Raw genomic sequence first — 23,719 nt, 5'->3', positions numbered from 1 at the left:
GATGCATCCGGGTCTTCTGGGGTGTCGGACTCAGCCGACGGCGATGAGGTCGATCACGAAGATGAGCGTCTTCCCACCCAGGAAGTGTCCGCCGGCCGGACCGTAGGCGAGGTGCGGCGGGATCACGAGTTCACGGCGTCCGCCGACCTTCATTCCGGGGATGCCGTCCTGCCAGCCCTGGATGAGGCCGCGGAGCGGGAACTGGATGCTCTCCCCGCGGTTCCAGGAGGAGTCGAACTCCTCGCCGGACTCGTACTCGACACCGGCGTAGTGGACGGTGACGGTGTCGCCGGCCTTGGCCTCAGCGCCGTCGCCGACGATGAGGTCGCGGATGACGAGTTCGTCGGGGGCGGGGCCCTGCGGGGCGTCGATCTCGGGCTTGGTGCGGTCATCAGTCATGAGACCATCCAACCCGAGTGCTCTCCTGCGGTCAAAGCGCAGCCTCGAACCAGGGCGATCGCCGGGCTGATCCTTGACACCGGACCCCCGGGCGCGCCAGTCTGGACGCAGGCCAACTCAGCGCCCGGATGTCACGCAGGCCTTGCCGCGGACCCGGGCGCTGAGTCTTGTCACCGGCGTCCTCAGAGCGCGAACATCTGCGCGCGAGTGGACGCCGTCCGGGTGAGCAGGACGTGCTCGTCCTCCCGCGCGTTCGGATCCCGCCCGGTGATGGCGCGCTGGCGCGCCGCGGCGAGCGCCGTGGCGTCCGCGATGAACTGCTTCATCAGGGGCGTGCGGTCACCCCGCAACGTCCGCGCCCATGCGAGCGCCGCCTTCCGGCCGGAACCGGTCGCCAGCATGTCCACCTCCTGCGGGGTGAACCATCCGGCGGCGGCGTAATCTCCGAGCCGCGATCGCGTGAGTCGGGCCTCTTCGCGACGCAACGCGACGATCCCGAGGATGAAGCCCACGAACAGCGGAACCTGCAAGGTCAGGTAGAGCCCGAAGAAGTCGCCGAAGACGGCGGAGCCGTTCCAGAGCGCGTGCAACATCATCGCGCCCATCATGCCGAGGACCCAGGGGCCGACGGCGCGGCCGGCACGTGCTCCGCGGCGCGCGGCCAACCCCAGGGCGAACCCGGTGATGCTCGTGAACATCACGTGGGCGAACGGCGACAGGATGCCGCGGACGAAGAACGTCGCGGACGCATCGGCGACGCCGCCTTCGATGAAACTCACCGCGAAGTACTGGATGTTCTCGGTGAAGGCGAACCCCGCCCCCACGAGAGCCCCGTAGACGATCCCGTCCACCGGTCCGTCGAACGCGCGACGGGCTGTGACGAAGATGAGGTAGACGCCGAGGCCCTTCGCGAACTCCTCCACGATGGGCGCCTGCACGACCGCCGAGAAGGCATCCGCCATCGGGGAGTCCTCCACCCCGAGCACGAGACTCAGGGCGAGGTCGACGCCGAGGGTGATGCCGACGGCTGCGACGGCGCCCCATGCGACAGCGAGGACGAGGAGACCACGCGGCTCGGGCTCCCATCGGTCGACGAGCCGAACGGCCACGAGGACACCGGCAAGCGGGATGAGCGCGAGCACCATGCCGATCAGCGACGCGGCCGGACCGATCGCGGTGAGGAAGTACCCCACGAGCGCGACCAAGAAGAGCACGAGGATCCCGACGATCCAGATCGGAGCGGTCCGTCCCGCCCGGGGGGTGACCGGGACGGCGGCAGGCGAGACGGGGGCGGCGGCGATCTGAGCCCCGTCCGACACGCGCGGCTGCGCGAGCGCCGAGGCGAACACGGGCGGGGTCAGAGTCGGGCGCGGAGACGGATCGGGCCCGTCCGGGCGCGCCGGGTCAAACGTCATGCGGACAGCCTAGGGGCGACGTGGGGCGAGAGCGCAGGCGCCGGCGGGCCGGTAGCGTGGAAGGATGCGCTTCGCCCACGTCATCCCGCCCGGGTCCGAGGATGCGCGGCTCGCGCTGGTTCAGGACGAGGTGGCGATCCTCGTCCAGGACATGTGGCCCGGCGCTCCGCGCTTCCTCGAAGAACTGATCGCGGGCGGCGACGAACTCCTCGAGCGGGTGCGCTCTGCCGCGCCGGACGCCGCCGTGCGGCATCCGCTCGACGCTCTGTCGTACGCCTCAGCGGTGCTCGCTCCCCCCGTGATCCTCGCGATCGGGCTCAACTACGCCGCGCACTCCAGCGAACTCGGACTCAAGACCGATTCGACCCCGACGGTGTTCGTGCTGTGGCCGAACTCCCTGTCCGCGCACGATGCCACGACGACGTGGCCGCGGGTGCTGAGCGAGTCGGTGGACTACGAGGCCGAACTCGGTGTCATCATCGGCTCGCCGGCGAAGGACGTCGCCCCCGAGGACGCGCTGTCCCACGTGTGGGGGTACACCGTCGTCAACGACATCACCGCCCGGGACATCCAATACTCCGAGGCGCAGTGGTCGCGGTGCAAGTCCTTCGACGGGTTCACCCCCACCGGACCGTTCGTCGTCACCGCCGACGAGATCCCCGATCCGCAGGACCTGCACATCTGGACGGAGCTCGACGGCGTCCTGCTGCAGGACGCTTCGACCGGGCAGATGGTGCGTCCGGTGTCGACGCTCATCTCGCACCTCTCGCGCTCGGCGACCCTGCTGCCGGGGACGTTGATCTCCACCGGCAGTCCGGGAGGCGCCGGCTACTCGCGGGACCCGCAGGTCTTCCTCCGCGACCGCTCGACCGTGACGGTCGGGATCGACGGGATCGGCGCCCTGACCACGCACTGCCGCATTCTGGACTGAAACGCGCGAAACCCCACCGCAGGTTCAGCGGCGGGGTTTCGTCGGGTCGCGGTCAGGGGTTCAGCGTGTTGCAGTCCACGGTCACGCCTTGCACGGTGACGGTACCGGAGTACCCGACCGCCTCGCACGCCTGGATGGCGTCCGTGCCGAACCCGGCTGCGGCGGTGAAGGCGACGATGAGGAAGATCGCAACGATGATGCCGATGACGGTCAGGACAGCCCCGACGATGATCGCCGCCACCGCGAAGCCGTTCTTCTGACCCGCCTTGCGGCTCTGCACCAGAGCGACGATGCCCAGGATCAGCCCGATGATGTTGAAGAAGATCGCCACGACGAGCGCGACGATGCCGAGCGTTCGGCCCGGGACGGGCGCCCCGGGCGCCGGCGCCCCCGCCGGGGCGGGAGGCGCTGAGGAGTACGCCGGGGCTGCAGGCGGCGGGTTGTAGGCGGGCGGGACGTCGGGGTTCTGCGGGTCTGTCATGGTGAAGCGGTCCTTTCAGGCGACGGCTGTGATTCGAACGCTAGCGCGACATCCGGCGCACTGCCACCGATCGACACGCCCCGGACGTCAGTGCTCGAGCGGGATCGATCCCGTCTCCGCCGCACCGGCGCGCACGATCGGGATCGCGGCCGTGATCGTCTCCAGCCCCGACAGACGTGCCGGGGAGAGCTGCTTGATCACCTCTTCGCGCGACATCAGGCCCGCTTCGACGACGAGATCGGCGACGTTGCGGCCCGTCAGCAGCGCCGTCTTGGCGAGCGCTGCGGCGGCGGCGTAACCGATGAAGGGGGTCAGTGCGGTGATCACTCCGACGGAGGCGCCCACCATCGCGCCGAGGCGCTCGGTGTTGGCGGTGATGCCGTCGACGCAGTTCACGCGCAGGGTGTGCATCCCGCGGCGCATCCAGGTGATCGACTGGAACAGCGAGTGGGCGATCACGGGCTCGAACGCATTCAGCTGGAGCTGGCCCGCCTCCACCGCCATCGTCACGGTGAGGTCCGCGCCCGCGACGGCGAACGCGACCTGGTTCACGACCTCGGGGATCACCGGGTTGACCTTGCCGGGCATGATGCTCGAGCCCGCCTGGCGGGGCGGCAGGTTGATCTCGCCGAAGCCCGCCTGCGGGCCGGAGGAGAGCAGCCGCAAGTCGTTGCAGATCTTCGAGAGCTTGATCGCGTTGCGCTTGAGCGTGGAGGAGAAGGACATGAACGCGCCGGTGTCGCTCGTGGATTCGACGAGGTCGGTCGCGGTGTCCAGATCCAGGCCGGTGATCTCCCGCAGGTGGTGCAGCACGGACCGCCCGTAGTCGGGGTGGGTGGTGATCCCCGTCCCGATCGCGGTGGCCCCCATGTTGATCTCGCAGAGCAGGTAAGCGTTCTCCTTCAACCGGCTGTGGTCCTCGCCCAGCGTCGTGGCGAACCCGTTGAACTCCTGCCCGAGGGTCATCGGCACGGCATCCTGCAGCTGGGTGCGCCCGACCTTGAGGATGTCGTGGAACTCGACCGCCTTCGCGAGGAACGCGCGGCGGAGGAGATCGAGCTCGTCTAGGAGGCTCCGCAAGTCGAGCCCCAGCCCGACCTTGATCGCGGTGGGGTACACGTCGTTCGTCGACTGGCTGCGGTTCGTGTCGTCGATCGGCGACAGGAAGGCGTAGTCGCCCTTCTCCCTGCCCGCGAGTTCGAGCGCGATGTTGGTGATGACCTCGTTCGCGTTCATGTTCGTCGAAGTGCCGGCGCCGCCCTGGATCACTCCGACGATGAACTCGTCGTGATACTGCCCGTCGATCACGAGCTGCGCGGCGCGGTCGATCAGGTCGGCCTTGAACGGGTCGAGCGTCCCGATGTCGCGGTTGGCGCGCGCAGAGGCCTGCTTGACCATCGCGAGCCCGCGGACGAGGTCCTTGTAGACGGAGATCGGCCGCTTGGAGATCGGGAAGTTCTCCAGCGCCCGAGCGGTGTGGATCCCCCAATACGCGTCAGCGGGGATCTCCATGGATCCGAGGGAGTCGGTTTCGATGCGCGTGCGCGTCATTGCGTCCAGAGCCATGTGTGGGGTCCTCGTGGGTCGGTCACGGCGATGTGAAGGGATGCTTCGAGGGTACTCGGACGCCCTCTTCCGGCATCCGTACGCCACGGACAACAACCTCGGAGTGACTGTACGACGCGGCGAAGTCAGCGGCCGGGCTTGCGGGAGAACGCCTCGAGCCGCTCGGCCGGGGTGAGCGCGGCCATCGTCCGCACCCATTCCGCCGAGAAGAAGTCGCCTGTCGCCGCATCGACGACGGGGACGACGGAATGGGTGATCGTGTCGTCGTACACGTGCACGAGATGGAACGACTGCCCGGCATCCATCCCGTTGACCTCCTCGGCGGGCCGTGCGAGATCCATCGTGTAGCACGTGGCCGCGGAGACGCTCACCGGGATGCCGGCGAATGTGCCGCTGGTCGAGTAATGGAGGTGTCCGGCCAGGATCGCCCGCACGTCGGTGCCGGCGATCGCCCGAGCCAGTCGCGGCTGGTCGCGCAGCTCGAGGATGTCGAACAGCGGGACGTGCGACGGGAGCGGAGGGTGGTGCATCGCCAGAATCGTGCCGAGCGGCGCCGGGGCGGCGAGCACACCCTGCAACCACGTCAGCTGTGCGTCGTCGAGGTCGCCGTGGTGCCAACCCGGAACCGTCGTGTCGAGGACGATCAGGCGAAGCCCGTCCAGGTCGTGGACGGCCGTGACGGGCTCTTCGCTCGCCGCGAGGCCGAGAAGCTCTGCGCGCAGCGCGGGCCGCTCATCGTGATTGCCGGCGACCCACACGATCGGCGCGCCGATGCGGGCGGCGACGGGTTCGACGCTCGCGCGCAACGCCCGGTACGCCTCGGGCTCGCCGAGATCGGTCAGGTCGCCCGTGAAGACGATCGCGTCGGGACGGGCGCCGAGCGCCTCCACCGCATCCAGAGTGCGGCGGAGATTGGCCGCCGTGTCGAATCGTCCGCCGAGCCGCACATCGCCGCCGAGCAGATGCGTATCGCTCAGGTGCAGGATCGTCCGTCGCGCGGGCGGGTACTGGCCGAACTGCGCGGCTGCGGCATCCGTCATGGCGTCAGCCTACGCGCGGTGCCCGACGCCGCTCAGTGGTTGAAGACGATGAGCAGAAGTCCGCCGAGGACCGCGAGACCGCACAGCCCGAAGGACAAGTAGGCGCCGATCGCCGCGATCTGCCGCTCCGCCGGTGTCAGCGGGTTCTTCTTCGCCGCCTTCGCCGCCGCCTTCGCCGCCCGCTTCTGCTCCTTCTCGGTCACGACCGTGATGGCGTCGGTGAACTCCGCGGGCGCGACGACGGGGACGCGACCTGCGCGCACCAGGAGCCTCAGACCGAGCGAGTAGAAGCCGACGACGAGCACGGTCGCGAGAAGCGCCGCGAGGAAGACCTGCACGAAGGCGAACCAGTCGATGGAGATGCTCACTTCGCCTCCTCCTTCTGACGACGCTCCGCGGCCCTCTGCGCGGCGCGCTGGCGACGTGTGGGCGGAGGGTTGTGGGTGACGTTGACCGCGGTTCCGGACTCGGCGACCTCGCTCATCGCGTTCGCCGCCGTGACGGCGTTGCGGCGCGAGAGCAGGTAGATGCCGAGGATCACGACGACCGCGAAGATCGCGTCGATCAGGATGCCGACCCCGCCGAGCCATGCCGCCATGAACGCCATGACACCGCCGACGGCACCCGCCGCCGGGAGGGTGAACAGCCAGCCGACCATGATGCGCCCCGCGGTCCGCCAGCGGACGGTGGAGCCGCGCCGCCCGAGACCCGAGCCGATCACGGAACCGGAGGCGACCTGTGTGGTCGACAGGGCGAAGCCGAGTGCGCTCGAGGCCAGGATGGTCGATGCCGTCGACGTCTCGGCCGAGAAGCCCTGCGCCGGCTTGACGTCGGTGAGCCCCTTGCCGAGCGTGCGGATGATGCGCCAGCCGCCCATGTAGGTGCCCAGCGCGATCGTGATGCCGCACGCGAGGATGACCCACAGCTGCGGCTCGGTCTGAGCACCGCTCTGCCAGCCCGCGATGATGAGCGTGAGCGTGATGACGCCCATCGTCTTCTGCGCGTCGTTCGTGCCGTGCGCGAGCGCGACAAGGGACGACGTGAAGATCTGGCCCCAGCGGAATCCGTCGCGACCATCGGGCTTGGTGTCGTATCGACGCGTGACGGCGTAGGCGATACGGGTCGCGGTGAAGGCGATGAGCCCCGCCGTGAGCGGCGCGAGGACCGCAGGGAGGATCACTTTGCTGAGCACGACGCTGTAATCGATCGCCATCCAGCCCGCGCCGACGATCGTCGCCCCGATCAGGCCGCCGAAGAGGGCGTGCGACGAACTGGACGGAAGCCCCAGCAGCCACGTGAACATGTTCCAGGTGATCGCGCCGATCAGGCCCGCGAAGATGAGCGGCAGGAACGCGTTCGGATTTATCTGGTCTTCGCGGATGATGCCGTGCGAGATCGTCTGGGACACCTCGGTCGACAGGAATGCCCCGACGAGGTTCAGGATCGCCGCGAGCAGCACGGCGATCTTGGGCTTGAGGGCTCCGGTCGCGATCGGCGTCGCCATCGCGTTGGCCGTGTCGTGGAAGCCGTTGGTGAAATCGAAGAAGAGGGCCAGCACGATGACCAGCACGACGATCAGGGTTGCGGTCTCCACCGTTCGCTTTCCGAGAGAGTGAAAGAAAGGGGTGCCGACGGGATCGGCGTTGCGAACGAAGAGTTCACGGCGAATTAAGGAACCGGCAACCGGCCACGAAGAATCCTTACACCACCCCCGCGCCCGGTCAACTCGACAGGGCTCCTCTCACTCGCGAGGGGTGACGAAGCGGCGCTCGCGCAGGGTGTTGAATGGGCACGATCCCGTGCCTCGGCGGGGTCGGGAGCGGATGCCGGCGATGAAGAAGTGGTTCGTGGTGCTCGTGCTGGGCGCGGCGCAGTTCGTGATGGTGCTGGACGGCACCGTGATGAACGTGTCGATCTCGACCGTGGTGAAGGATCTCGACAGCAGCGTGACGGCGATGCAGAGCGCGATCACGTTCTACACGCTCACGATGGCGGCGACGATGCTGCTGGGCGCCAAGCTCGGTGACATCTGGGGCCGCAAGCGCGCCCTGATCGTCGGCTCGATCGTCTATGCGATCGGATCCCTCACGACGGCGCTGAGCCCGTCCATGGCGGTGCTCTTCCTCGGCTGGTCCGTGATCGAAGGCCTCGGAGCGGTGCTCGTGATCCCCGCGGTCGCGGCCCTGATCGCCGACAACTACTCGGGCAAGGACCGCATCACGGCCTTCGCGACGATCGGTGCGGTCTCCGGCGCCGCGGTCGCCGCCGGTCCCCTCATCGGCGGCTTCGTGACGACGTACTTCAGCTGGCGCTACGTGTTCGCCGCCGAGGTCGTCATCATGTTCTTCGTCGTGCTGTTCGCGCGGAAGATCGCCGAGACCTCGCCGCGCAAGGCCGTGCGCATCGATGTGCTGAGCGTCCTGTTGTCGGCAGCGGGTCTCGTCGGCATCGTCTTCGGCATGCTGCAGAGCAAGACGTGGGGATGGATCATCCCCCTCAACTCCCCCGTGATCGGAGGCGTGGCCATCGAACCCCTGGGCATCTCCCTGTCGGCGTGGTTCATGGTGGTCGGCGCCGTGCTGCTCGTGCTGTTCTTCTCCCGCCAGCGCCACCTGGTCGCGAAGGGCCGCGAACCGCTCCTGCACGTCGAGCTGCTGAACCTCCGGCAGCTGCGCAGCGGGCTGAGCGTCTTGGGAGCCCAGTACGCGATCACCGCCGGGCTCTTCTTCATGGTCCCGGTCTACCTGCAGATGACCCTCGGACTCGATGCGCTGGAGACCGGCATCCGGATCTTCCCGCTGTCGATCGCCCTCATCGTGTTCTCGATCCTCGGGACGCGCCTGTCCGCCCGCTGGTCCCCGCGGCGGATCGTGCGGGTCGGGCAGTGGATCCTGGTCGCGAGCGCCCTGCTGCTGCTGACCGCCGTCGACCCGGAGCTCGCGAGCATCGCGTTCGCGGCCGGGATGTTCTTCGCCGGGGGCGGCCTCGGCCTCCTCGCTTCGCAGCTGGGCAACGTGAACATGTCGGCGGTCACGATCAAGGACACGAGCGAGGTCGGCGGCCTGCAGGGCGTCTTCCAGAACCTCGGCTCGTCGCTCGGAACCGCGCTGATCGGATCGATCCTGATCGGTGCGCTCGCGACGTCGTTCGCGGGCGGAGTCGCCCAGAGTTCGCTGCCTGATGCGGTCAAGACCACGATCAGTCAGAAGACCTCCGGCGGCGTGGAGATCGTGCCGGCGGCGAGCGTCGAGCAGATCGGCACCGACGCGGGACTCACGAGCGACGAGGCGAGCCAGCTGCAGCAGATCTACACAGACGCCCAGCTGTCCGCGCTGCGGGTCGCGCTGTTCGGTCTCATCCTGTTCGCCGTGCTCTCGCTGCTGCTCTCGCGCGGCATCCCGAACGAGGCGCCGGTCAGAGCTTCCCGCGAAACGGCTGCGAAGAAGGCGTGAGCGGCGCCCTCGGCTAGCGTGGAGCGGTGACCACCGACGCCGTTTCCGCCCTTCCGCCCGTCGCCCCCCGCAAGCCCATCGTCCGCCGGCACCACGGCGACGACGTGGAAGACGCATACGAATGGCTCCGCGCGAAGGAGGACCCGGAGGTCATCGCGCATCTGGAAGCGGAGAACGCGTACACGCGGGACCGCACGGCGCACCTCGCCCCGCTCCAGGAGCGCATCTTCGGCGAGATCAAGGGACGCACGCTCGAGACCGACCTCTCGGTGCCGACGCGCCGCGGCGACTGGTGGTACTACGGCCGCACGGTCGAGGGCAGCCAGTACGGCATCCAGTGCCGGGCACCGCTGACCTCGCCCGACGACTGGACCCCGCCCGTCCTCTCCCCCGATACCCCGGTTCCGGGCGAGCAGGTCCTCCTCGACGGCAACGTCGAAGCCGAGGGCGAGGAGTTCTTCTCGCTCGGGAGCTTCGAGGTGACCACCGCCGGCGACCGGATGCTGTACGGGGTCGACGTCGCCGGGGATGAGCGCTACACCGTGCGGGTACGCGATCTCGTGACCGGCGAGCAGCTGCCCGACGTGATTCCGGACACGTTCGCCGGTGCGACCTTCTCCCCCGACGGCCGGTTCATCGTGTACACCACCGTCGATGACGCGTGGCGCCCCGACACCGTGTGGCTGCACGAGCTCGGCACGCCCGTCGAAGACGATGTGAAGCTCTTCCACGAACCGGACGAACGGTTCTGGCTCGGCGCCGGGTTCACCCGCAGCGACCGCTACCTCGTGATCGGCATGGGGTCATCGATCACCTCCGAGGAATGGCTCGTGGATGCCGACGACCTGCGCTCCGCGCCACGCCTGGTGTGGCCGCGCACGGAGGGGGTCGAATACGACTCGTCGCACGCCGTCATCGACGGCGAAGACGTGCTCTTCATCCTGCACAACGACGGCGCCCTCGATTTCGAACTCGTGAAGGTGTCGGCATCCGACCCCACCGGCCCGCGCGACGTCGTCGTGCCCCATCAGCCGGGCCACCGACTGCTCGGTGTGTCCACGTTCCGGGACTGGGCCGTGCTCGGCTATCGCCGCGAGGGTCTGGCACGCCTCGGGATGCTGTCCTACCGCGACGGCTCGATCTCCGAGCTGGAATTCGACGAGCCGCTGTACTCGGTGGGCTCGGGAGGCAACCCGGAGTGGGCTCCGCCGCTCATCCGCATCGGATACGGCTCGTTCATCACGCCGGGGACGGTGTTCGACTACGACGTCGCGACCGGCGAGCTGCTCCTGCGCAAGCGTCAGCCGGTGCTCGGCGGCTACGACAGTGCCGACTATGCACAGGCGCGCGTGTGGGCGACCGCGCAGGACGGCACGCAGATCCCGGTCTCCCTCGTGTGGAAGCGCTCATTCGGCGAGGCCGGCACGGCCGCGCGTCCGGTGCACCTGTACGGGTACGGGTCGTACGAGCACTCGATCGAGCCGGGCTTCTCCGTCCCCCGACTCTCCGAGCTCGACCGCGGTGTCATCTTCGCGGTCGCGCACGTCCGCGGCGGCGGCGAGATGGGCCGCCAGTGGTACGAGGACGGCAAACTCCTGCACAAGCGCAACACGTTCACCGACTTCGTCGACTGCGCGCGTCACTTGGTGGCCGAGGGCTACACCACTCCCGAGCAGCTGGTCGCCGAGGGCGGATCGGCGGGTGGGCTCCTCATGGGCGCGATCGCGAATCTCGCCCCCGACCTGTTCGCCGGCATCCTGGCCGATGTGCCGTTCGTGGACGCCCTCACGACGATCCTCGACCCCTCGCTGCCGCTCACGGTGATCGAGTGGGACGAGTGGGGCGACCCCCTGCACAACGCCGACGTCTACGCGTACATGAAGTCGTACACGCCCTACGAGAACGTCCGCGACGTCACCTATCCCCGCATCCTCGCGGTCACCTCCCTCAACGACACCCGCGTGATGTACGTCGAGCCTGCGAAGTGGGTCGCCCGGCTCCGGGAGGTCGGCGCGGATGCGCTGCTGAAGTGCGAGATGGTCGCCGGACACGGCGGCGTCAGCGGGCGCTACAACGCGTGGCGCGAGCGCGCGTTCGAGCTCGCGTGGCTGCTGGACGTCGTGGGCGCCGCCGACGCCTGACCCGCGGCATCCACCCACGGTTTCGCCCGTGCGCGCCCACACCCAGATCAGGTGTTTCGGCCTACGCAGGATGTTGCTCCGCTGATCAGCATGCGTTCGCCGAAACGCCTGTTCTGGGACCGTGCGAGCCGACCCCGCGAGCGTGCGAGCCCCCCCGTTACCTTCTTCGTAGCCGTTCGGTGAGCATGCTGGACGGTGACAGCCTGCCGGGCTCGGCATGATTGGTCCCCCCTGTCCTCGATGATCCGGGGGGTGTTGTCACCGGGCCTGGTTGGCGGTGGGTGATCGCTGATAGGGGCCAGGCCCGAGCACGCTCGAGGTCGTTCGTAACGTGGATGCCGAGACGCACCGTCGCAGCTGTCAACCCGAACGAGCGGAGGAGCGGTGGTCACACAGATCGAGAACTACGACCAGGTCGACGTGTTCGTCGGACTCGACGTCGGCAAAGGCGAGCACCACGCAGTCGCCCTCAACCGCACCGGAAGGAAGCTCTACGACCGTGCGCTACCTAACGACGAGCAGCGTCTCCGCGCGGTGCTCGCCGACCTGCAGAAGCACGGCGTCGTGCTGTTGATCGTGGATCAACCCGCGACGATCGGTGCATTGCCGATCGCGGTCGCGCAGGCGGCCGGAGCGCTAGTCGGATATCTCCCGGGGCTCGCGATGCGGCGCATCGCCGACCTCCACCCAGGCGAAGCGAAGACCGACGCGCGAGACGCGGCGATCATCGCGGAGACCGCGCGGACCATGCCGCACACCTTGCGGTCGATCCATGTCACCGACGAGCAGGTCGCCGAGCTCGCCATGCTCTGCGGATTCGACGACGACCTCGCCGCCCAGATCACCCAAGTCGGCAACCGCGTCCGAGGACTCCTGACCCAGATCCACCCCGCGCTGGAACGCGCCATCGGGCCACGGCTCGATCACCCCGCCATTCTCGATCTGCTGCAACGCTGGCCGTCGCCGCACGATTTGCGCTCGGCCGGGGAGAAGCGGATCGCGGCGCGGATGCTGAAACTCGCGCCCCGAAAGGGTCGGGAATGGGCGCACGAGATCGTCGTGGCGCTCGGCGAACAGACAGTCGTCGTCACCGGCACGAACGCGGCCGCGCTCGTGGTCCCACGGCTCGCCGCACAGCTCGCGACCCTGCGGAAGCAGCGCGACGAGGTCGCGGCGGAGGTCGAGAAGCTGGTCGATGCGCACCCTCTTCAACCCGTCCTGACGAGCATGCCCGGAGTCGGCGTCAGGACCGCAGCCAGACTCCTCACCGAAGTCGCAGGCAAACACTTCCCGACCCCGGGGCACCTCGCCGCCTACGCCGGCCTCGCACCGGTCACCCGACGATCCGGGTCATCCATCCGCGGCGAGTACTCATCACGGCGCGGGAACAAGATCCTCAAGAACGCGATGTTCCTCTCCGCATTCGCTGCACTCCGCGATCCCAAATCCCGCGCCTACTACGACCGCAAGATCACCCAAGGCAAACGTCACAATCAAGCACTCCTCGCCCTCGCCCGGAGACGCTCCGACGTCCTCTACGCCATGCTCCGCGACGGCACCCTCTACCAACCGGCTGCCTGAGCTTCATCAGTTGGGTCAAAGAAGGCGCCGATCCGTGGCGCTGAATTCGTACGCGGTTCGACACCACGACGCAGGGCAAACTGATCCTGTGATGCTGTTCCGACCTGCAAAGGACCCGATCCCGCCGTTGGATCCCCGCTTCGAACCTTTCCGCGAGGCAGTGGCCGAGGCCTTCCTCGCGGACGAGCGGGCGGGCTTCCTCTCCGTCAAACTCGAGCCGTACTTCACGATCTCGGGCCCGTGGTGGCGGCCCAGATGGACCAACCCAGTCTGGTGCGTCGACTGGTTGATGATCTTTGATCCCGAAGTCGAGGACAGGCGCATCAGCGCAGGCGATGCTCCCTACGAAGATGGCATCGAAATCGGAGACCCCTCCGCGTTCGACGCGCTTCTGGCCGGTTCATTCCAAATCCGCGACAACATCTACTCTCTGCGATGGGTCGATCGGTCAACTCACCCACAGGTTTGGAACGAGAACTACGGCCTGGAGACAGCGAAGCGCGCAGACCGGCGCGCGTGACGGAAGCCCCGGGCGATGCTCCGTCACTTGACGAAAGACATAGGGGCACCCCCCCCCGCGACCGCGCGAGCCGCCCCGCGACCGCGCGACCCGTCCGCTCCTCCCCAGCGGGCCTGCGCTGCGAGTCCCCCACAGATCCTTTCGCCGCCGTGTCGGCCCTCGTCCTGGTCGGCATGATGAGCGGATGCCGACCCCCCACGTTTCCGCGGACCTCGAACGGATGCTCACGTGGCTGCGGCAACGCGACGGCGTCGCGCACTCATCGGATCTGAAGGCATCCGGCTGGCGAGCGGCCGTGATCGCGCAGGCCGTGGCGAGTGGGGAGGCACGGCGGATCCGCAGGTCCTGGATCGTGACGAAGGACTGCGATCGTCGGCGGGTGGATGCCGCGTCCGTCGGCGGTCGGCTGACGTGCGTGAGCGCTGCGGCGTTGCGCGGCCTGTGGGTTCCTGATTCGTCGAGAACCCCGGAGACCCCGACACACGTCGCGGTGCACGGCACGGCGTCGCGCCTCAGCCCCCACGGGCTGCACCTGCACTGGGGAGCGGGCCCGGCACCGGTGGGCCGCAATGCGAACGAGGACGGCATCCTGAATGTGCTCTTCCATGTGGCTCAGTGCCTCCCCCGGCGCGACGCGATCGCCGTATGGGAGTCTGCGATTCGCAAGAAGGTCACCGACGCCGCACTCCTTCGGCGCGTCGCGTGGCGCCGTCAAGACGCTTCGGAACTGGCCGCGGTGGCGTCATCGCTCTCCGACTCAGGGCTGGAGACCATCGCCCTGCATGGCCTCGCTGCCGCCGGCGTGTCGATGGTCCAGCAGGTGTGGATCGACGGTCACCCGGTCGACGGACTGATCGGCGAGTCGCTCGTCCTCCAGATCGACGGGTTCGCCCACCACAGTTCGCCGGCAGACCGCCGACGCGACATCGAGGCGGACGCCCGACTCGTGGCCCGCGGCTACGTCGTGCTGCGCTTCGACTACCACCAGATCCTCTTCCAGTGGAGCGCGGTACGGGACACGGTGCTCATGGCTGTGGCGCAGGGTCTTCACCGCCAGCGGGGGCTTCAGAACAGGTGAAGCGACCAGGACAGGTAGAACCAGTCCCCGATCCACCTGGCTCCGCCGAAACACCTGTTTTCGAGAAGCGGATGCCGCGCGGTCGGCGCCCGGGTCGGCTCAGCCGAACAGCGCGGCAGCCTCTTCGTAGCGGTACAGCGGCACGGTGTTGAGCTCGCCGAGGGCGTCGGCGAAGGGCACGCGCACGATGTCCGTGCCCTTGAGCGAGACCATCTGCCCCCACGCACCGGCGACCACCGCGTCCGCGGCGGCGAGCCCGAGGCGTGTGGCCAGCACCCGGTCGAAGCCGGACGGCGAACCGCCGCGCTGGATGTGGCCGAGGACGGTCGCGCGGGTCTCGATACCCGTGATCCGCTCGATCTCGGGCGCCAGCACCTCGCTGATGCCGCCCAGTCGAGGTCGGTTGAACGCGTCCAGCCCCTTGTCGCTGAAGGCCTCATCCATTCCGGCGAGCTTGAAGCCCTCCGAGACCACCACGAGTGGGGCACGACCACGGTCGTGCGCCTTCGTGACGAGCTCGCAGACGTCGTCGATCGTGAGGGGCACCTCGGGGATGAGGATCGCGTGCGCGCCCGCGGCGATGCCGGCGTGCAGCGCGATCCAGCCGACATGGCGGCCCATGACCTCGGCGACCATGCAGCGCTGGTGCGAATCTCCGGTCGTGCGCAGACGGTCCATCGCCTCGGAGGCGATGTTGACGGCCGTGTCGAATCCGAACGAGTAGTCGGTGGCCCGCAGGTCGTTGTCGATCGTCTTCGGCACGCCGATCACGTTGATGCCGTCCTTGGACAGCCGGTCGGCCGCCGCCAGGGTTCCCTCGCCGCCGATCGCGATGATGCCGTCGAGGCGGTGCCCGTACAAAGTCTTCGCGATGTTCTCCGCGCCTCCACGGGTGCCCTCGTAGGGGTTCGTTCGACTCGTCCCGAGGATCGTGCCGCCGACTTTCGACAGGCCCTTCACCTCGTGGCGGGTCAGGGGGAAGAAGTCGCCGTCCACCACGCCGCGCCAGCCGTCACGGATGCCGACGAATTCGAGATCGTAGGCGGTGGTGCCCTTCAGGACCACGCCGCGGATGACCGCGTTCAGTCCGGGGCAGTCTCCGCCGCTGGTCAGGATGCCGATCTTCATGGGGGGGTCCTTGCTTCGGGTGCTACGGGCTGTCGTGGGACGAATCGGCGACGCTGCCTCACCCGACATTAGCGGCGGATGCCGGACCCTGCCACACGGCGGGGTCCGGCATCCGTTCGCCTCACTCCGCGCCGAGCGCCTGCCTGGTCAGGTGCATGAGCGCGGACAGCTGCACGGAGTCGCTGGACTGCGGGTCGACGGCGTCGCCGTCGAGCGCGCGCTGCGCGAGTCCTTGCTTCGAGTCGATCAGCTCGGCGATCTTCGTGTCGATCGTGTGCGCGGCGATGATCCGCCACGCCGTGACCGGCTCGTCCTGACCGATGCGGTGCACCCGGTCGATCGCCTGCGTCTGCTCGGCGGCGGTCCACGACAGCTCGGCGAGCACGACGTTCGAGGCGGCCTGCATGTTGACGCCGACGCCGGCCGCAGTGAGCGAGCAGACCGCGATGCCCACGTCGGGGTCGTTGTTGAAGTCGTCGATCGCCTGCTGGCGCGCGGTGCTGGACTGGTCTCCACGCAGCGACACCGTGCGCAGTCCCGCCGCGGCGAAATGCGCCTCCGCGGCGTCCATCACGTCGATGTGCTTGGCGAAGAAGACGACCTTGCCCACCGAGCGCTGTAGCTGTACGGCGTAGTCCGCCGCGAGGAGGGCCTTGGCCTGACCGATGCGCCGGACCATCGTGAAGACGTTCTCCGAGCCGGTGCCGGCGGCCTTGGACTCGTCGAGCTCGTTCTGCGCGACCAGTCGGATGATGTCCGCGTCGACGTCGCCGGGAGCGAGCCCGCGGTCGCCGCGCGCATCGATGATGCGACGGTAGCGGTCGGCCAGACGTGTACCGAGCTCGCGCTCGGCCTGACGGATCGAACGCCCGTACTCGTCGTCCAGCTCGACCGGCAGATCGGCGATCAGCTTGTCGGGCAGGTCGGCAGCGACGTCCTTCTTCTTGCGACGGACGATGCCCATCGAGATGACCGCGTCGCGCGCCTCGGGGTAGAACGCCTTGTCGGCCGGGGTCAGGCCGCTCTCGTCGAGCTTCTCCATCAGCGCCGGGCCCGGCTTCTCACCGTCGGTCCACCCGAGGAAGCGCCAGATGGCGTCGAAGTCCTCGACGTCGTTGATCAGCGGGGTTCCGGTGAGGGCCAGCAGCAGCGGGTTGCGCACGCTCTCGCGGATGCGGGCCGCGAGCGCGAGGACGTTCTGCGAGCGCTGGGAGGTCAGGTTCTTGATGAAGTGCGCCTCATCCACGACGAGGCCCTTCAGGCCGATCGAGCTGAGCCAGGACAAGTGCCGGTCGAGGATCTCGTAGTTGACGATGAACACGTCGGCGAATGCGTCGATGCTCTCCCCGTCACCCGAGATCACGGTCGCCCGCCGCTGCGGCGTCCACCGGTGCACTTCGCGCGCCCAGTTCATCTTCACGACGTTGGGGACGACGACCAGCAGCGGGTACGCATCGGCGACGGATGCCGCGAGCACGGACTCCGCCGTCTTGCCGAGACCCGGCTCATCGGCGAGGAGGAACGTGCGGTGCCCTTCGCGGACGGCCTCGAGGAAGCGGGACTGGTGGACCATGATCTCCAGGCCCTTGGGCGAGAGCCGGTCGAACTCCGGTACCGGCGGGAGTTCCATGGACGCCTGGCCTCCGCCGGCGCCCGTCTCGAACGCCTTGTACAGCGGGCCCATGAGCTCCCAGCCGTCCAGACGACGGCGCGGCGTGGCGCGCGGCGCCCGGGCGGTGAGATCGGGCGCGAGGAAAGGGTTCGCCATCTGGCGGGACTCGATCGCCGGCGGCACCACCTGACGCTGCGCGAGGGCGGGCGAGACGACGGGCGCCGTGGCCGGGGCAGTGTCGGTGATGATGAGCTCGTCGGGGGCGAGCTCGGCGCCGGATTCCAGCAGCCAGTCGCGTCGCATCCGTCGCGCGACCGGGCTCGCGGCCTGGTCGACCTCGAGCAGCTGGATGAGCGAGGTGTCGCGGGCGGCGGTCTTGGCGAGGATCGTCGCGACACCGTCGAGCCTCTTGAGCAGCTCGGCGCGAGCCGCGTCGGCCAGCGTGGTGTCGGCCTTGACCCGCGCGCGCTCCTCGCGCACGAGGAAGGCGATCACCTGGAATTTGACGCGATTGGTCGGCCCGAGCTTTCCGCGCTGCGCCTTCGCCTCGATCTCGCGCACTTTGCGGGCGAGGATCGGGATGATGGGTGCTTCATCGTCACGGCGCGACGATGAAGGCTTCCTGCGCCGCTGCGACGAGCTCGAGCCCGTCGTCTTCTGAGCGGCAGATGCCGTGGTCGGCATGCTCCTCCTGAGCGTGAGTGCCGGAAAGGTCCGGCGTTGACCGGTCGGGACCGGTGAGGTCGGCGTGCTCCCGCGGGCGGCGCGAGCCGTCACGAACACGGGACGGGATGTCGACCCCTCCGGGTCACGGGCACTCGCTTCTGCGAGCTGCGACCATGTCGGTGACGAGATCCTCGGCATCCACTCTAGCGGAATGCCGCGGGAATCAGCCCCACAGCGTCGCCACGACGTCCTCGGTGTAGCCGGGCACGTCGAAGTTGATCGTGTAGCTGCTGATCCACACGTCGCCGCGGAAGACGTGGGTCTCGGTGAGCTCGGCGATCTGGTCGTCCTGACTGATCATGCTCTGCGCGGAGCGGCACACGGTCCCGCCGAGTTCGTCGCCGCAGCCGAAACCGGCCTCGGCGAGCGCGGCGGTCAGCGCCGAGGACTGCTCGGCACTCAGGATCGTGACGTTCGTGGCCATGCCGGAGTCACTGGGCACGCCCCACGAGCAGCGGATCGTCGCGACACCGGACGAGAGCAGCTCGAGCGCGGCGACGTTCTGAGTCGAGGTCATGGTGACGCCCGGATCGTTCAGCGGACCGCGACCCTGCAGGGCCGCGAGCATCTCGGGCGAATACAGCTGCTCGCACGAGGCGGGCAGTTCGATGCCGGCATCCGCCTGGGCCGTGGGCGACGGCGACCCCGTCGGATTCGCCGAGGCGGACGGCGACGCGGATGCGCTCGGCGCGGGCGCGGATGTCGTGGCGGGCTCGGGCTTGCAGCCGGCGAGCGAGAGGCCGAGCGCGAGCGCGGCGATCACCACGGCGGTGGCGCGGCGGGAACGAGCGGACGACATGGGACCTCCGGGGTGCACTGTCCCGCCCGTGCGACCGCGGGTTATCTCTGACCCGCGACGCCCTGCTGCCACAGCGACAGCGTGGCGGGATCGTCGGTCACGATACCGTCCACCCCCAGCGCGGTGACCTCATCCCACTGCGTGTCGTCGTTCAGGGTGTAGACCACGACACGGATGCCGGCGGCGTGGAGCTCCTCGACGATCTCCGGCCGATCGATGACGGCGCGGCGGGCCACGACGAGACCTCGCACCCCCGCCTCCTGCGCCGCGGCCACGACGTCATCGGGAAGGTGCCGCAGGATGAACAGGCGCGCCACGACGCCGGACGCGGCACCCGTCATCGCGAGGGTGCGCGCGTCGAAGCTCGAGACGGCGACACGACGCTCGAGTCCGCGCGCGGTGATCTCGTCGACGGCGCCCGCCACGGCATCGGCATCCCACTCGCCCTTCAATTCGACGATCGCGCGGTGCCCGGATTCGTCGAGGAGGTCGAGCACTTCGGTGAAGGTGGGTACGCTCGTGCCGGCGTATTCGGGCGCGAACCACGACCCGGCATCCAGCGTCTTGACCTCTGCGAGCGTGAGCGCGGACAGCGGCCCGTGCCCGTCGGTCGTGCGGTCCACCGTGGCATCGTGCATGAGCACGGGGACGCGATCGGCGGTGAGGGCGACGTCGATCTCCACGTAGTCGAACCCGCCGGCGAGCGCGGCGGAGATCGCGGGCAGCGTGTTCTCGGGAGCGGTCGCACCGCCGCCGCGGTGACTCGCGATGAACGCCGAGTCACCCGCCGCGCGGGCCTGACCGAGCATCTCGGTCGCGCTCACCCGTGCGGGGGTCGCCCCCAGGAACGCGATGATCAGGCTCAGCGTGGCAAGCACGCACACGATCGCGAGCGGCCGGATCCGGTCGTCCGTCGGTGCTTCTTCGGGCATCGGGCATGTCCTTGGAGGTGACGCACGTCGCCGTCGACGTGTGCCCCCACCCTACATGCCCCGTTACCGTTTCGTTACCTCTTCGGCAGGAGGTTTCAGATCGTGCTCTTGGTGTGCCAGACGGTCTTGGTCTCGGTGAACGCCGTGATGCGATCCAGCGTCGGCGCCGCAGCGCCGGGCCCCTCTTCCGGCGGCAGAACGCGCGTGAGGGTGTCGGCGGCGACGATCTCGAGGTCGATCCAGTCGAGGGCGCCCGCGCCGACGAGATCCAGCGCGTTCACGTCGGCGTGTGCCGCGAGCCACGGGGCGATCTCGGCGGGCGAGCCGGTGAGGACGTTGACCACACCCCCGGGGACGTCCGAGGTCGCCAGCACTTCCGCGAGCGAGATCGCCGAGAGCGGCAGCTTCTCACTGGCGACCACCACGACCGTGTTGCCGGCCACGAGCGGCGGTGCGACCGCGGAGACGAAGCCGAGCAGCGACGAGTCCTGCGGAGCGATCACCGCGACGACGCCCGTCGGCTCGGGGACGGAGATGTTGAAGTACGGGCCTGCGACGGGGTTGGCGTTGCCGGCGACCTGCGCGTGCTTGTCCGTCCACCCCGCGTACCAGACCCAGCGGTCGATCGCCTCGTCGACCTGCGCCTGCGCGGCGGCGGCACTGACGCCTTCGAGCAGGACGATCTCCTCGACGAACTGGGCGCGACGACCCTCGAGCAGCTCGGCGATGCGGTACAGCACCTGACCGCGGTTGTAGGCGGTTGCTCCCGCCCAGCCCGACAGCGCCGAGCGCGCCGCGACGACCGCGTCGCGGGCGTCCTTGCGCGAGGCGAGCGAGGCGTTGGCGAGGAAGTCACCCTTGGCGCTGCGAACCTCGTACGTGCGCCCGGACTCGCTGCGCGGGAACTTGCCCCCGATGTAGAGCTTGTAGGTCTTCGGGACGGCGAGGCGGGTCATGCCTTCTTCTCCTTGCGAGGCGCGGCGAGGCGGGCGGTCGTGGGGCGTGCGGATGCCGGAGCGAGGTAGGCGGCGAGGCCGTGCCGGCCGCCCTCCCGGCCGTAGCCGGACTCCTTGTAGCCGCCGAACGGGGAGGCGGGGTCGAATCGGTTGAACGTGTTCGCCCAGACCACGCCGGCGCGCAGCTTGTCGGCGACGGCGAGGATGCGGGATCCCTTGTCGCTCCAGATCCCCGCCGACAGGCCGTACGGGGTGTTGTTCGCCTTCGCGATCGCCTCGGCGGGCGTGCGGAAGGTCAGGACGGACAGCACCGGACCGAAGATCTCCTCGCGGGCGATCCGGTGGCTCGCCTGGACGTTCGTGAAGATCGTGGGCGCGAACCAGAAGCCGTTCTCGGGGATGACGCAGTCCGCGCTCCAGCGCTCCGCGCCCTCCTCCTCGCCGACCTGCGACAGCGCCCGGACGCGCTCCAGCTGGGCACGCGAGTTGATGGCCCCGATGTCGGTGTTCTTGTCCAGCGGATCGCCCATGCGCAGCGTCGACAGTCGTTCCTTGAGCCGGTCCACGACCTCGTCGTGAATGTTCTCCTGGACGAGAAGGCGGCTGCCGGCGCAGCACACGTGGCCCTGATTGAAGAAGATGCCGTTGACGATCCCTTCGATGGCCTGATCGATCGGCGCGTCGTCGAAGACGATGTTGGCCGCCTTGCCACCGAGCTCGAGGGTGAGCTTCTTGCCCGATCCGGCGATCTCCTTCGCGATCGCGCGGCCGACTCCCGTGGATCCGGTGAAGGCGACCTTGTCGATGCCGGGGTGCGAGACCAGCGCGGCGCCGGTCGCACCCGCGCCGGTGACGATGTTGACCACACCCGCGGGCAGCTCCGCCTGCTGCAGGATCTCAGCGAAGATCAGGGCCGACAGCGGCGTGGTCTCAGCGGGCTTGATCACGACGGTGTTGCCCGCCGCGAGCGCCGGGGCGATCTTCCACGCGAGCATGAGGAGCGGGAAGTTCCATGGGATGACCTGCCCCGCGACTCCCAGCGCGCGCGGCCCGGCGCCGAGCCCGGCGTAGTCGAGCTTGTCGGCCCAGCCCGCGTAGTGGAAGAACCATGCGGCGACGAGGGGCACGTCCACGTCGCGGCTCTCCTTGATCGGCTTGCCGTTGTCCAGGCTCTCCGCGACGGCGAGCTCACGGGCCCGCTCCTGCACGAGCCGCGCGATCCGGAAGAGGTACTTGCCGCGGTCGCGGCCACTCATCTTCGACCAGGTCTTGTCGTAGGCGCGGCGCGCGGCACGGACGGCGAGGTCGACGTCCGCTTCGGACGCGGCGGACACCGTCGCGATGTGGGACTCGTCGGCCGGCGAGATCGTCGCGAACGACTCGCCGGTGCCGTCGACGAACTCGCCGTCGATGAACAGTCCGTAGCTGTCGCGCAGGCGGAGGATGCTGCGCGACTCGGGCGCGGGGGCGTATTCCAGGAAGCTCATGGGGTCCTCAATCGATCGTCACGTAGTCGGCGGCGGAGTACGCCCCGGTGCGCAGCTTCTGCCGCTGCAGCAGCACGTCGTTCAGCAGGCTCGACGCGCCGTAGCGGAACAGGTGCGGCTGCAGCCACTCCTCGCCGACGGTCTCGGCGACCGTGACAAGGTACTTGATCGCGTCCTTCGAGGTGCGGATGCCGCCCGCCGGCTTCACGCCGATCTTCTCGCCGGTCGCGCGGTGCCAGTCGCGCACCACTTCGAGCATGAGCAGCGTCGTCGGCAGCGTGGCCGCCGGCTGCACCTTTCCCGTCGAGGTCTTGATGAAGTCCCCGCCGGCGAGGATCGCGAGCCAGGAGGCGCGCTTGATGTTGTCGTATGTGGTGAGCTCGCCGGTCTCGAGGATCACTTTGAGCGAGGCGTACGTGCCGTCCGCCCGACGGCATGCCTGCTTCACCCGGACGATCTGGTCGAAGACCTGCCCGTAGCGCCCGGCGAGGAACGCCCCACGGTCGATCACCATGTCGATCTCGTCGGCGCCCGCCGCGACGGCATCCGCTGTGTCGGCGAGCTTGATCTCGAGCGACGCCCTGCCGCTCGGGAAGGCGGTGGCGACGGCCGCGACCGAGACGAGTCCGTCGTCCGGATCGCCGTGGGCGGCGCCGAGCGCCTGCACGGCGTAGGGCACCATGTCGCCGTACACGCACACCGCAGCGACGCGCGGACACGTCGGGTCGGACGCGTCCGGGGTCAGCGCCTTCGCGACGAGCGAGCGCACCTTGCCGGGGGTGTCGGCACCCTCGAGGGTCGTCAGATCGATGAGCTCGATGATCTTGTCGAGCGCCCATGCCTTCGAGGTCGTCTTGATCGACCGCGTGCCGAGCGCGGCGGCGCGCTGCTCCAGCCCGACCGCATCGACGCCGGGAAGACCGTGCAGATAGCGCCGGAGGGTGGTGTCGTCGGGCTCGCCACCCAGGAGCGCCACGGCGCGCTCGGGCAGCGTCTGCAGGTCTGTTCTGCTCATCGGTCTCTCGTTCCTCTTCACGCTTCGCGGGATTCCCCGGGATCTCGGACGGCGAGGGCGAGCTCTTCTCACCCGCTCGCGCGCGGTCCGCTGCCGGTCGTGGCCCGCGTGTGCCGCAGCATCACCACGACGCCGATCGCCACGACGACCACGAAGGCGATCGTCAAGCATGTGAAGGCGAACCAGTTCTCGTCCAATGCCAGGACGATCCCTGCGGAGATGACGGCGATCGCCGCGGCGGCGAGCTTCGATCCGAACTTCAAGCCTACCCCGGGTGTGAGCCGCCCCGCCGGTGCGTCGTCTCTCGCGAGGATCAGGTCGGCGAATCCGTCGAGCGTCGCGAGGAGCGCGGCGGAGTACGCCACCGCGCAACCCAGCGCCCCCCAGAGGTTGACGGTGTTCGCCGGCGCGGCCACGGCGCTCAACAGACTCACGGCGTCCACGGCTCCGATCGTAGGAC

General features: G+C 68.9%; 21 protein-coding genes. 6 read left to right on the top strand and 15 right to left on the bottom strand.

Annotation, left to right across the window (positions count from 1 at the left end; translation table 11 throughout):
* Positions 1-30: 30 nt before the first annotated feature.
* Positions 31-399 carry an FKBP-type peptidyl-prolyl cis-trans isomerase gene (locus AB0P18_RS08690; protein WP_344052831.1) on the bottom strand — a complete coding sequence of 123 codons (369 nt, stop codon included), beginning with the start codon at positions 397-399 and terminating at the stop codon, positions 31-33.
* A 182-nt stretch (positions 400-581) separates the two neighbouring features.
* On the bottom strand, positions 582-1,814 hold the full coding sequence (locus tag AB0P18_RS08685) for a PrsW family intramembrane metalloprotease (RefSeq protein WP_363359704.1): 1,233 nt from the start codon (positions 1,812-1,814) through the stop codon (positions 582-584).
* Between the two features lie 64 nt (positions 1,815-1,878).
* Between AB0P18_RS08685 and AB0P18_RS08680 the strand changes: the two genes are divergently transcribed.
* Positions 1,879-2,745 (top strand): fumarylacetoacetate hydrolase family protein, encoded by an 867-nt coding sequence (locus tag AB0P18_RS08680; protein WP_363359703.1) that lies wholly within the window; start codon positions 1,879-1,881, stop codon positions 2,743-2,745.
* Between the two features lie 52 nt (positions 2,746-2,797).
* On the opposite strand, the gene AB0P18_RS08675 is transcribed toward AB0P18_RS08680, so the two are convergent.
* The 5 genes from AB0P18_RS08675 to AB0P18_RS08655 form a co-directional block, all read right to left on the bottom strand.
* Positions 2,798-3,226 (bottom strand): DUF4190 domain-containing protein, encoded by a 429-nt coding sequence (locus AB0P18_RS08675; protein ID WP_363359702.1) that lies wholly within the window; start codon positions 3,224-3,226, stop codon positions 2,798-2,800.
* A gap of 87 nt (positions 3,227-3,313) precedes the next feature.
* Entirely contained in the window at positions 3,314-4,792 is a 1,479-nt protein-coding gene (locus AB0P18_RS08670; protein WP_363359701.1) for an aspartate ammonia-lyase, read from the bottom strand.
* 125 nt (positions 4,793-4,917) lie between these two features.
* Positions 4,918-5,832 (bottom strand): phosphodiesterase, encoded by a 915-nt coding sequence (locus tag AB0P18_RS08665; RefSeq protein ID WP_363359700.1) that lies wholly within the window; start codon positions 5,830-5,832, stop codon positions 4,918-4,920.
* 32 nt (positions 5,833-5,864) lie between these two features.
* Positions 5,865-6,200, bottom strand: coding sequence for a peptidase (locus AB0P18_RS08660; protein ID WP_344052818.1), 336 nt, complete (start codon positions 6,198-6,200; stop codon positions 5,865-5,867).
* A complete protein-coding gene (locus tag AB0P18_RS08655; protein ID WP_344052816.1) occupies positions 6,197-7,426 on the bottom strand; it encodes an inorganic phosphate transporter in 1,230 nt (409 codons plus the stop codon). The genes AB0P18_RS08660 and AB0P18_RS08655 overlap by 4 nt, the downstream gene beginning before the upstream one ends.
* 238 nt (positions 7,427-7,664) lie before the next feature.
* On the opposite strand from AB0P18_RS08655, the gene AB0P18_RS08650 reads away from it, so the two are divergent.
* The 5 genes from AB0P18_RS08650 (at position 7,665) to AB0P18_RS08630 (ending at position 14,604) form a co-directional block, all read left to right on the top strand.
* Positions 7,665-9,284 (top strand): MFS transporter, encoded by a 1,620-nt coding sequence (locus AB0P18_RS08650; protein ID WP_363359699.1) that lies wholly within the window; start codon positions 7,665-7,667, stop codon positions 9,282-9,284.
* Between the two features lie 26 nt (positions 9,285-9,310).
* Positions 9,311-11,425, top strand: a complete 2,115-nt coding sequence (locus tag AB0P18_RS08645; RefSeq protein WP_363359698.1) for a S9 family peptidase — start codon at positions 9,311-9,313, stop codon at positions 11,423-11,425.
* A gap of 396 nt (positions 11,426-11,821) precedes the next feature.
* Positions 11,822-13,006, top strand: a complete 1,185-nt coding sequence (locus tag AB0P18_RS08640) for an IS110 family transposase (protein WP_363359723.1) — start codon at positions 11,822-11,824, stop codon at positions 13,004-13,006.
* Positions 13,007-13,040: 34 nt separating this feature from the next.
* Entirely contained in the window at positions 13,041-13,526 is a 486-nt protein-coding gene (locus AB0P18_RS08635; RefSeq protein ID WP_363359696.1) for a hypothetical protein, read from the top strand.
* Positions 13,527-13,710: 184 nt separating this feature from the next.
* Complete coding sequence (locus AB0P18_RS08630) at positions 13,711-14,604, top strand: DUF559 domain-containing protein (RefSeq protein ID WP_344052808.1); 894 nt, start codon at positions 13,711-13,713, stop codon at positions 14,602-14,604.
* A 99-nt stretch (positions 14,605-14,703) separates the two neighbouring features.
* Here the strand turns inward: AB0P18_RS08630 and AB0P18_RS08625 are convergent, their stop codons facing one another.
* The 8 genes from AB0P18_RS08625 to AB0P18_RS08590 all read right to left on the bottom strand — a co-directional run bounded on the left by AB0P18_RS08625 (position 14,704) and on the right by AB0P18_RS08590 (position 23,702).
* Complete coding sequence (locus tag AB0P18_RS08625; RefSeq protein WP_344052806.1) at positions 14,704-15,732, bottom strand: ATP-dependent 6-phosphofructokinase; 1,029 nt, start codon at positions 15,730-15,732, stop codon at positions 14,704-14,706.
* Between the two features lie 121 nt (positions 15,733-15,853).
* The gene (locus AB0P18_RS08620; protein WP_344052804.1) at positions 15,854-18,028 is read right to left on the bottom strand and encodes a DEAD/DEAH box helicase; all 2,175 of its coding nucleotides are present in this window, start codon (positions 18,026-18,028) and stop codon (positions 15,854-15,856) included.
* 205 nt (positions 18,029-18,233) lie between these two features.
* Positions 18,234-18,869, bottom strand: coding sequence for a hypothetical protein (locus tag AB0P18_RS08615; protein WP_363359695.1), 636 nt, complete (start codon positions 18,867-18,869; stop codon positions 18,234-18,236).
* A gap of 41 nt (positions 18,870-18,910) precedes the next feature.
* On the bottom strand, positions 18,911-19,801 hold the full coding sequence (locus AB0P18_RS08610; protein ID WP_363359694.1) for a glycerophosphodiester phosphodiesterase family protein: 891 nt from the start codon (positions 19,799-19,801) through the stop codon (positions 18,911-18,913).
* A gap of 95 nt (positions 19,802-19,896) precedes the next feature.
* A complete protein-coding gene (locus tag AB0P18_RS08605) occupies positions 19,897-20,757 on the bottom strand; it encodes an aldehyde dehydrogenase family protein (RefSeq protein ID WP_363359693.1) in 861 nt (286 codons plus the stop codon).
* Positions 20,754-22,244 carry an aldehyde dehydrogenase family protein gene (locus AB0P18_RS08600; RefSeq protein WP_363359692.1) on the bottom strand — a complete coding sequence of 497 codons (1,491 nt, stop codon included), beginning with the start codon at positions 22,242-22,244 and terminating at the stop codon, positions 20,754-20,756. The genes AB0P18_RS08605 and AB0P18_RS08600 overlap by 4 nt, the downstream gene beginning before the upstream one ends.
* A gap of 7 nt (positions 22,245-22,251) precedes the next feature.
* Entirely contained in the window at positions 22,252-23,259 is a 1,008-nt protein-coding gene (gene deoC / locus AB0P18_RS08595; RefSeq protein ID WP_344052794.1) for a deoxyribose-phosphate aldolase, read from the bottom strand.
* A 68-nt stretch (positions 23,260-23,327) separates the two neighbouring features.
* On the bottom strand, positions 23,328-23,702 hold the full coding sequence (locus tag AB0P18_RS08590; protein ID WP_344052792.1) for a hypothetical protein: 375 nt from the start codon (positions 23,700-23,702) through the stop codon (positions 23,328-23,330).
* Between the last annotated feature and the right edge of the window lie 17 nt (positions 23,703-23,719).

Origin of the sequence: Microbacterium sp. NPDC064584 (assembly GCF_040687315.1) — a bacterium.
GTDB classification, from domain to species: domain Bacteria; phylum Actinomycetota; class Actinomycetes; order Actinomycetales; family Microbacteriaceae; genus Microbacterium; species Microbacterium lacus.
This window is presented reverse-complemented; position numbering and strand designations above follow the sequence as displayed.

Excerpts from the sequence above, each read along its gene's own strand:
- AB0P18_RS08690 (WP_344052831.1), bottom strand. The coding sequence starts at position 399 with ATGACTGATGACCGCACCAAGCCCGAGATCGACGCCCCGCAGGGCCCC.
- AB0P18_RS08685 (WP_363359704.1), bottom strand. The coding sequence starts at position 1,814 with ATGACGTTTGACCCGGCGCGCCCGGACGGGCCCGATCCGTCTCCGCGC.
- AB0P18_RS08680 (WP_363359703.1), top strand. The coding sequence starts at position 1,879 with ATGCGCTTCGCCCACGTCATCCCGCCCGGGTCCGAGGATGCGCGGCTC.
- AB0P18_RS08675 (WP_363359702.1), bottom strand. The coding sequence starts at position 3,226 with ATGACAGACCCGCAGAACCCCGACGTCCCGCCCGCCTACAACCCGCCG.
- AB0P18_RS08670 (WP_363359701.1), bottom strand. The coding sequence starts at position 4,792 with ATGGCTCTGGACGCAATGACGCGCACGCGCATCGAAACCGACTCCCTC.
- AB0P18_RS08665 (WP_363359700.1), bottom strand. The coding sequence starts at position 5,832 with ATGACGGATGCCGCAGCCGCGCAGTTCGGCCAGTACCCGCCCGCGCGA.
- AB0P18_RS08650 (WP_363359699.1), top strand. The coding sequence starts at position 7,665 with ATGAAGAAGTGGTTCGTGGTGCTCGTGCTGGGCGCGGCGCAGTTCGTG.
- AB0P18_RS08630 (WP_344052808.1), top strand. The coding sequence starts at position 13,711 with ATGCCGACCCCCCACGTTTCCGCGGACCTCGAACGGATGCTCACGTGG.
- AB0P18_RS08625 (WP_344052806.1), bottom strand. The coding sequence starts at position 15,732 with ATGAAGATCGGCATCCTGACCAGCGGCGGAGACTGCCCCGGACTGAAC.
- AB0P18_RS08620 (WP_344052804.1), bottom strand. The coding sequence starts at position 18,028 with ATGCCGACCACGGCATCTGCCGCTCAGAAGACGACGGGCTCGAGCTCG.
- AB0P18_RS08615 (WP_363359695.1), bottom strand. The coding sequence starts at position 18,869 with ATGTCGTCCGCTCGTTCCCGCCGCGCCACCGCCGTGGTGATCGCCGCG.
- AB0P18_RS08610 (WP_363359694.1), bottom strand. The coding sequence starts at position 19,801 with ATGCCCGAAGAAGCACCGACGGACGACCGGATCCGGCCGCTCGCGATC.
- AB0P18_RS08605 (WP_363359693.1), bottom strand. The coding sequence starts at position 20,757 with ATGACCCGCCTCGCCGTCCCGAAGACCTACAAGCTCTACATCGGGGGC.
- AB0P18_RS08600 (WP_363359692.1), bottom strand. The coding sequence starts at position 22,244 with ATGAGCTTCCTGGAATACGCCCCCGCGCCCGAGTCGCGCAGCATCCTC.
- deoC (WP_344052794.1), bottom strand. The coding sequence starts at position 23,259 with ATGAGCAGAACAGACCTGCAGACGCTGCCCGAGCGCGCCGTGGCGCTC.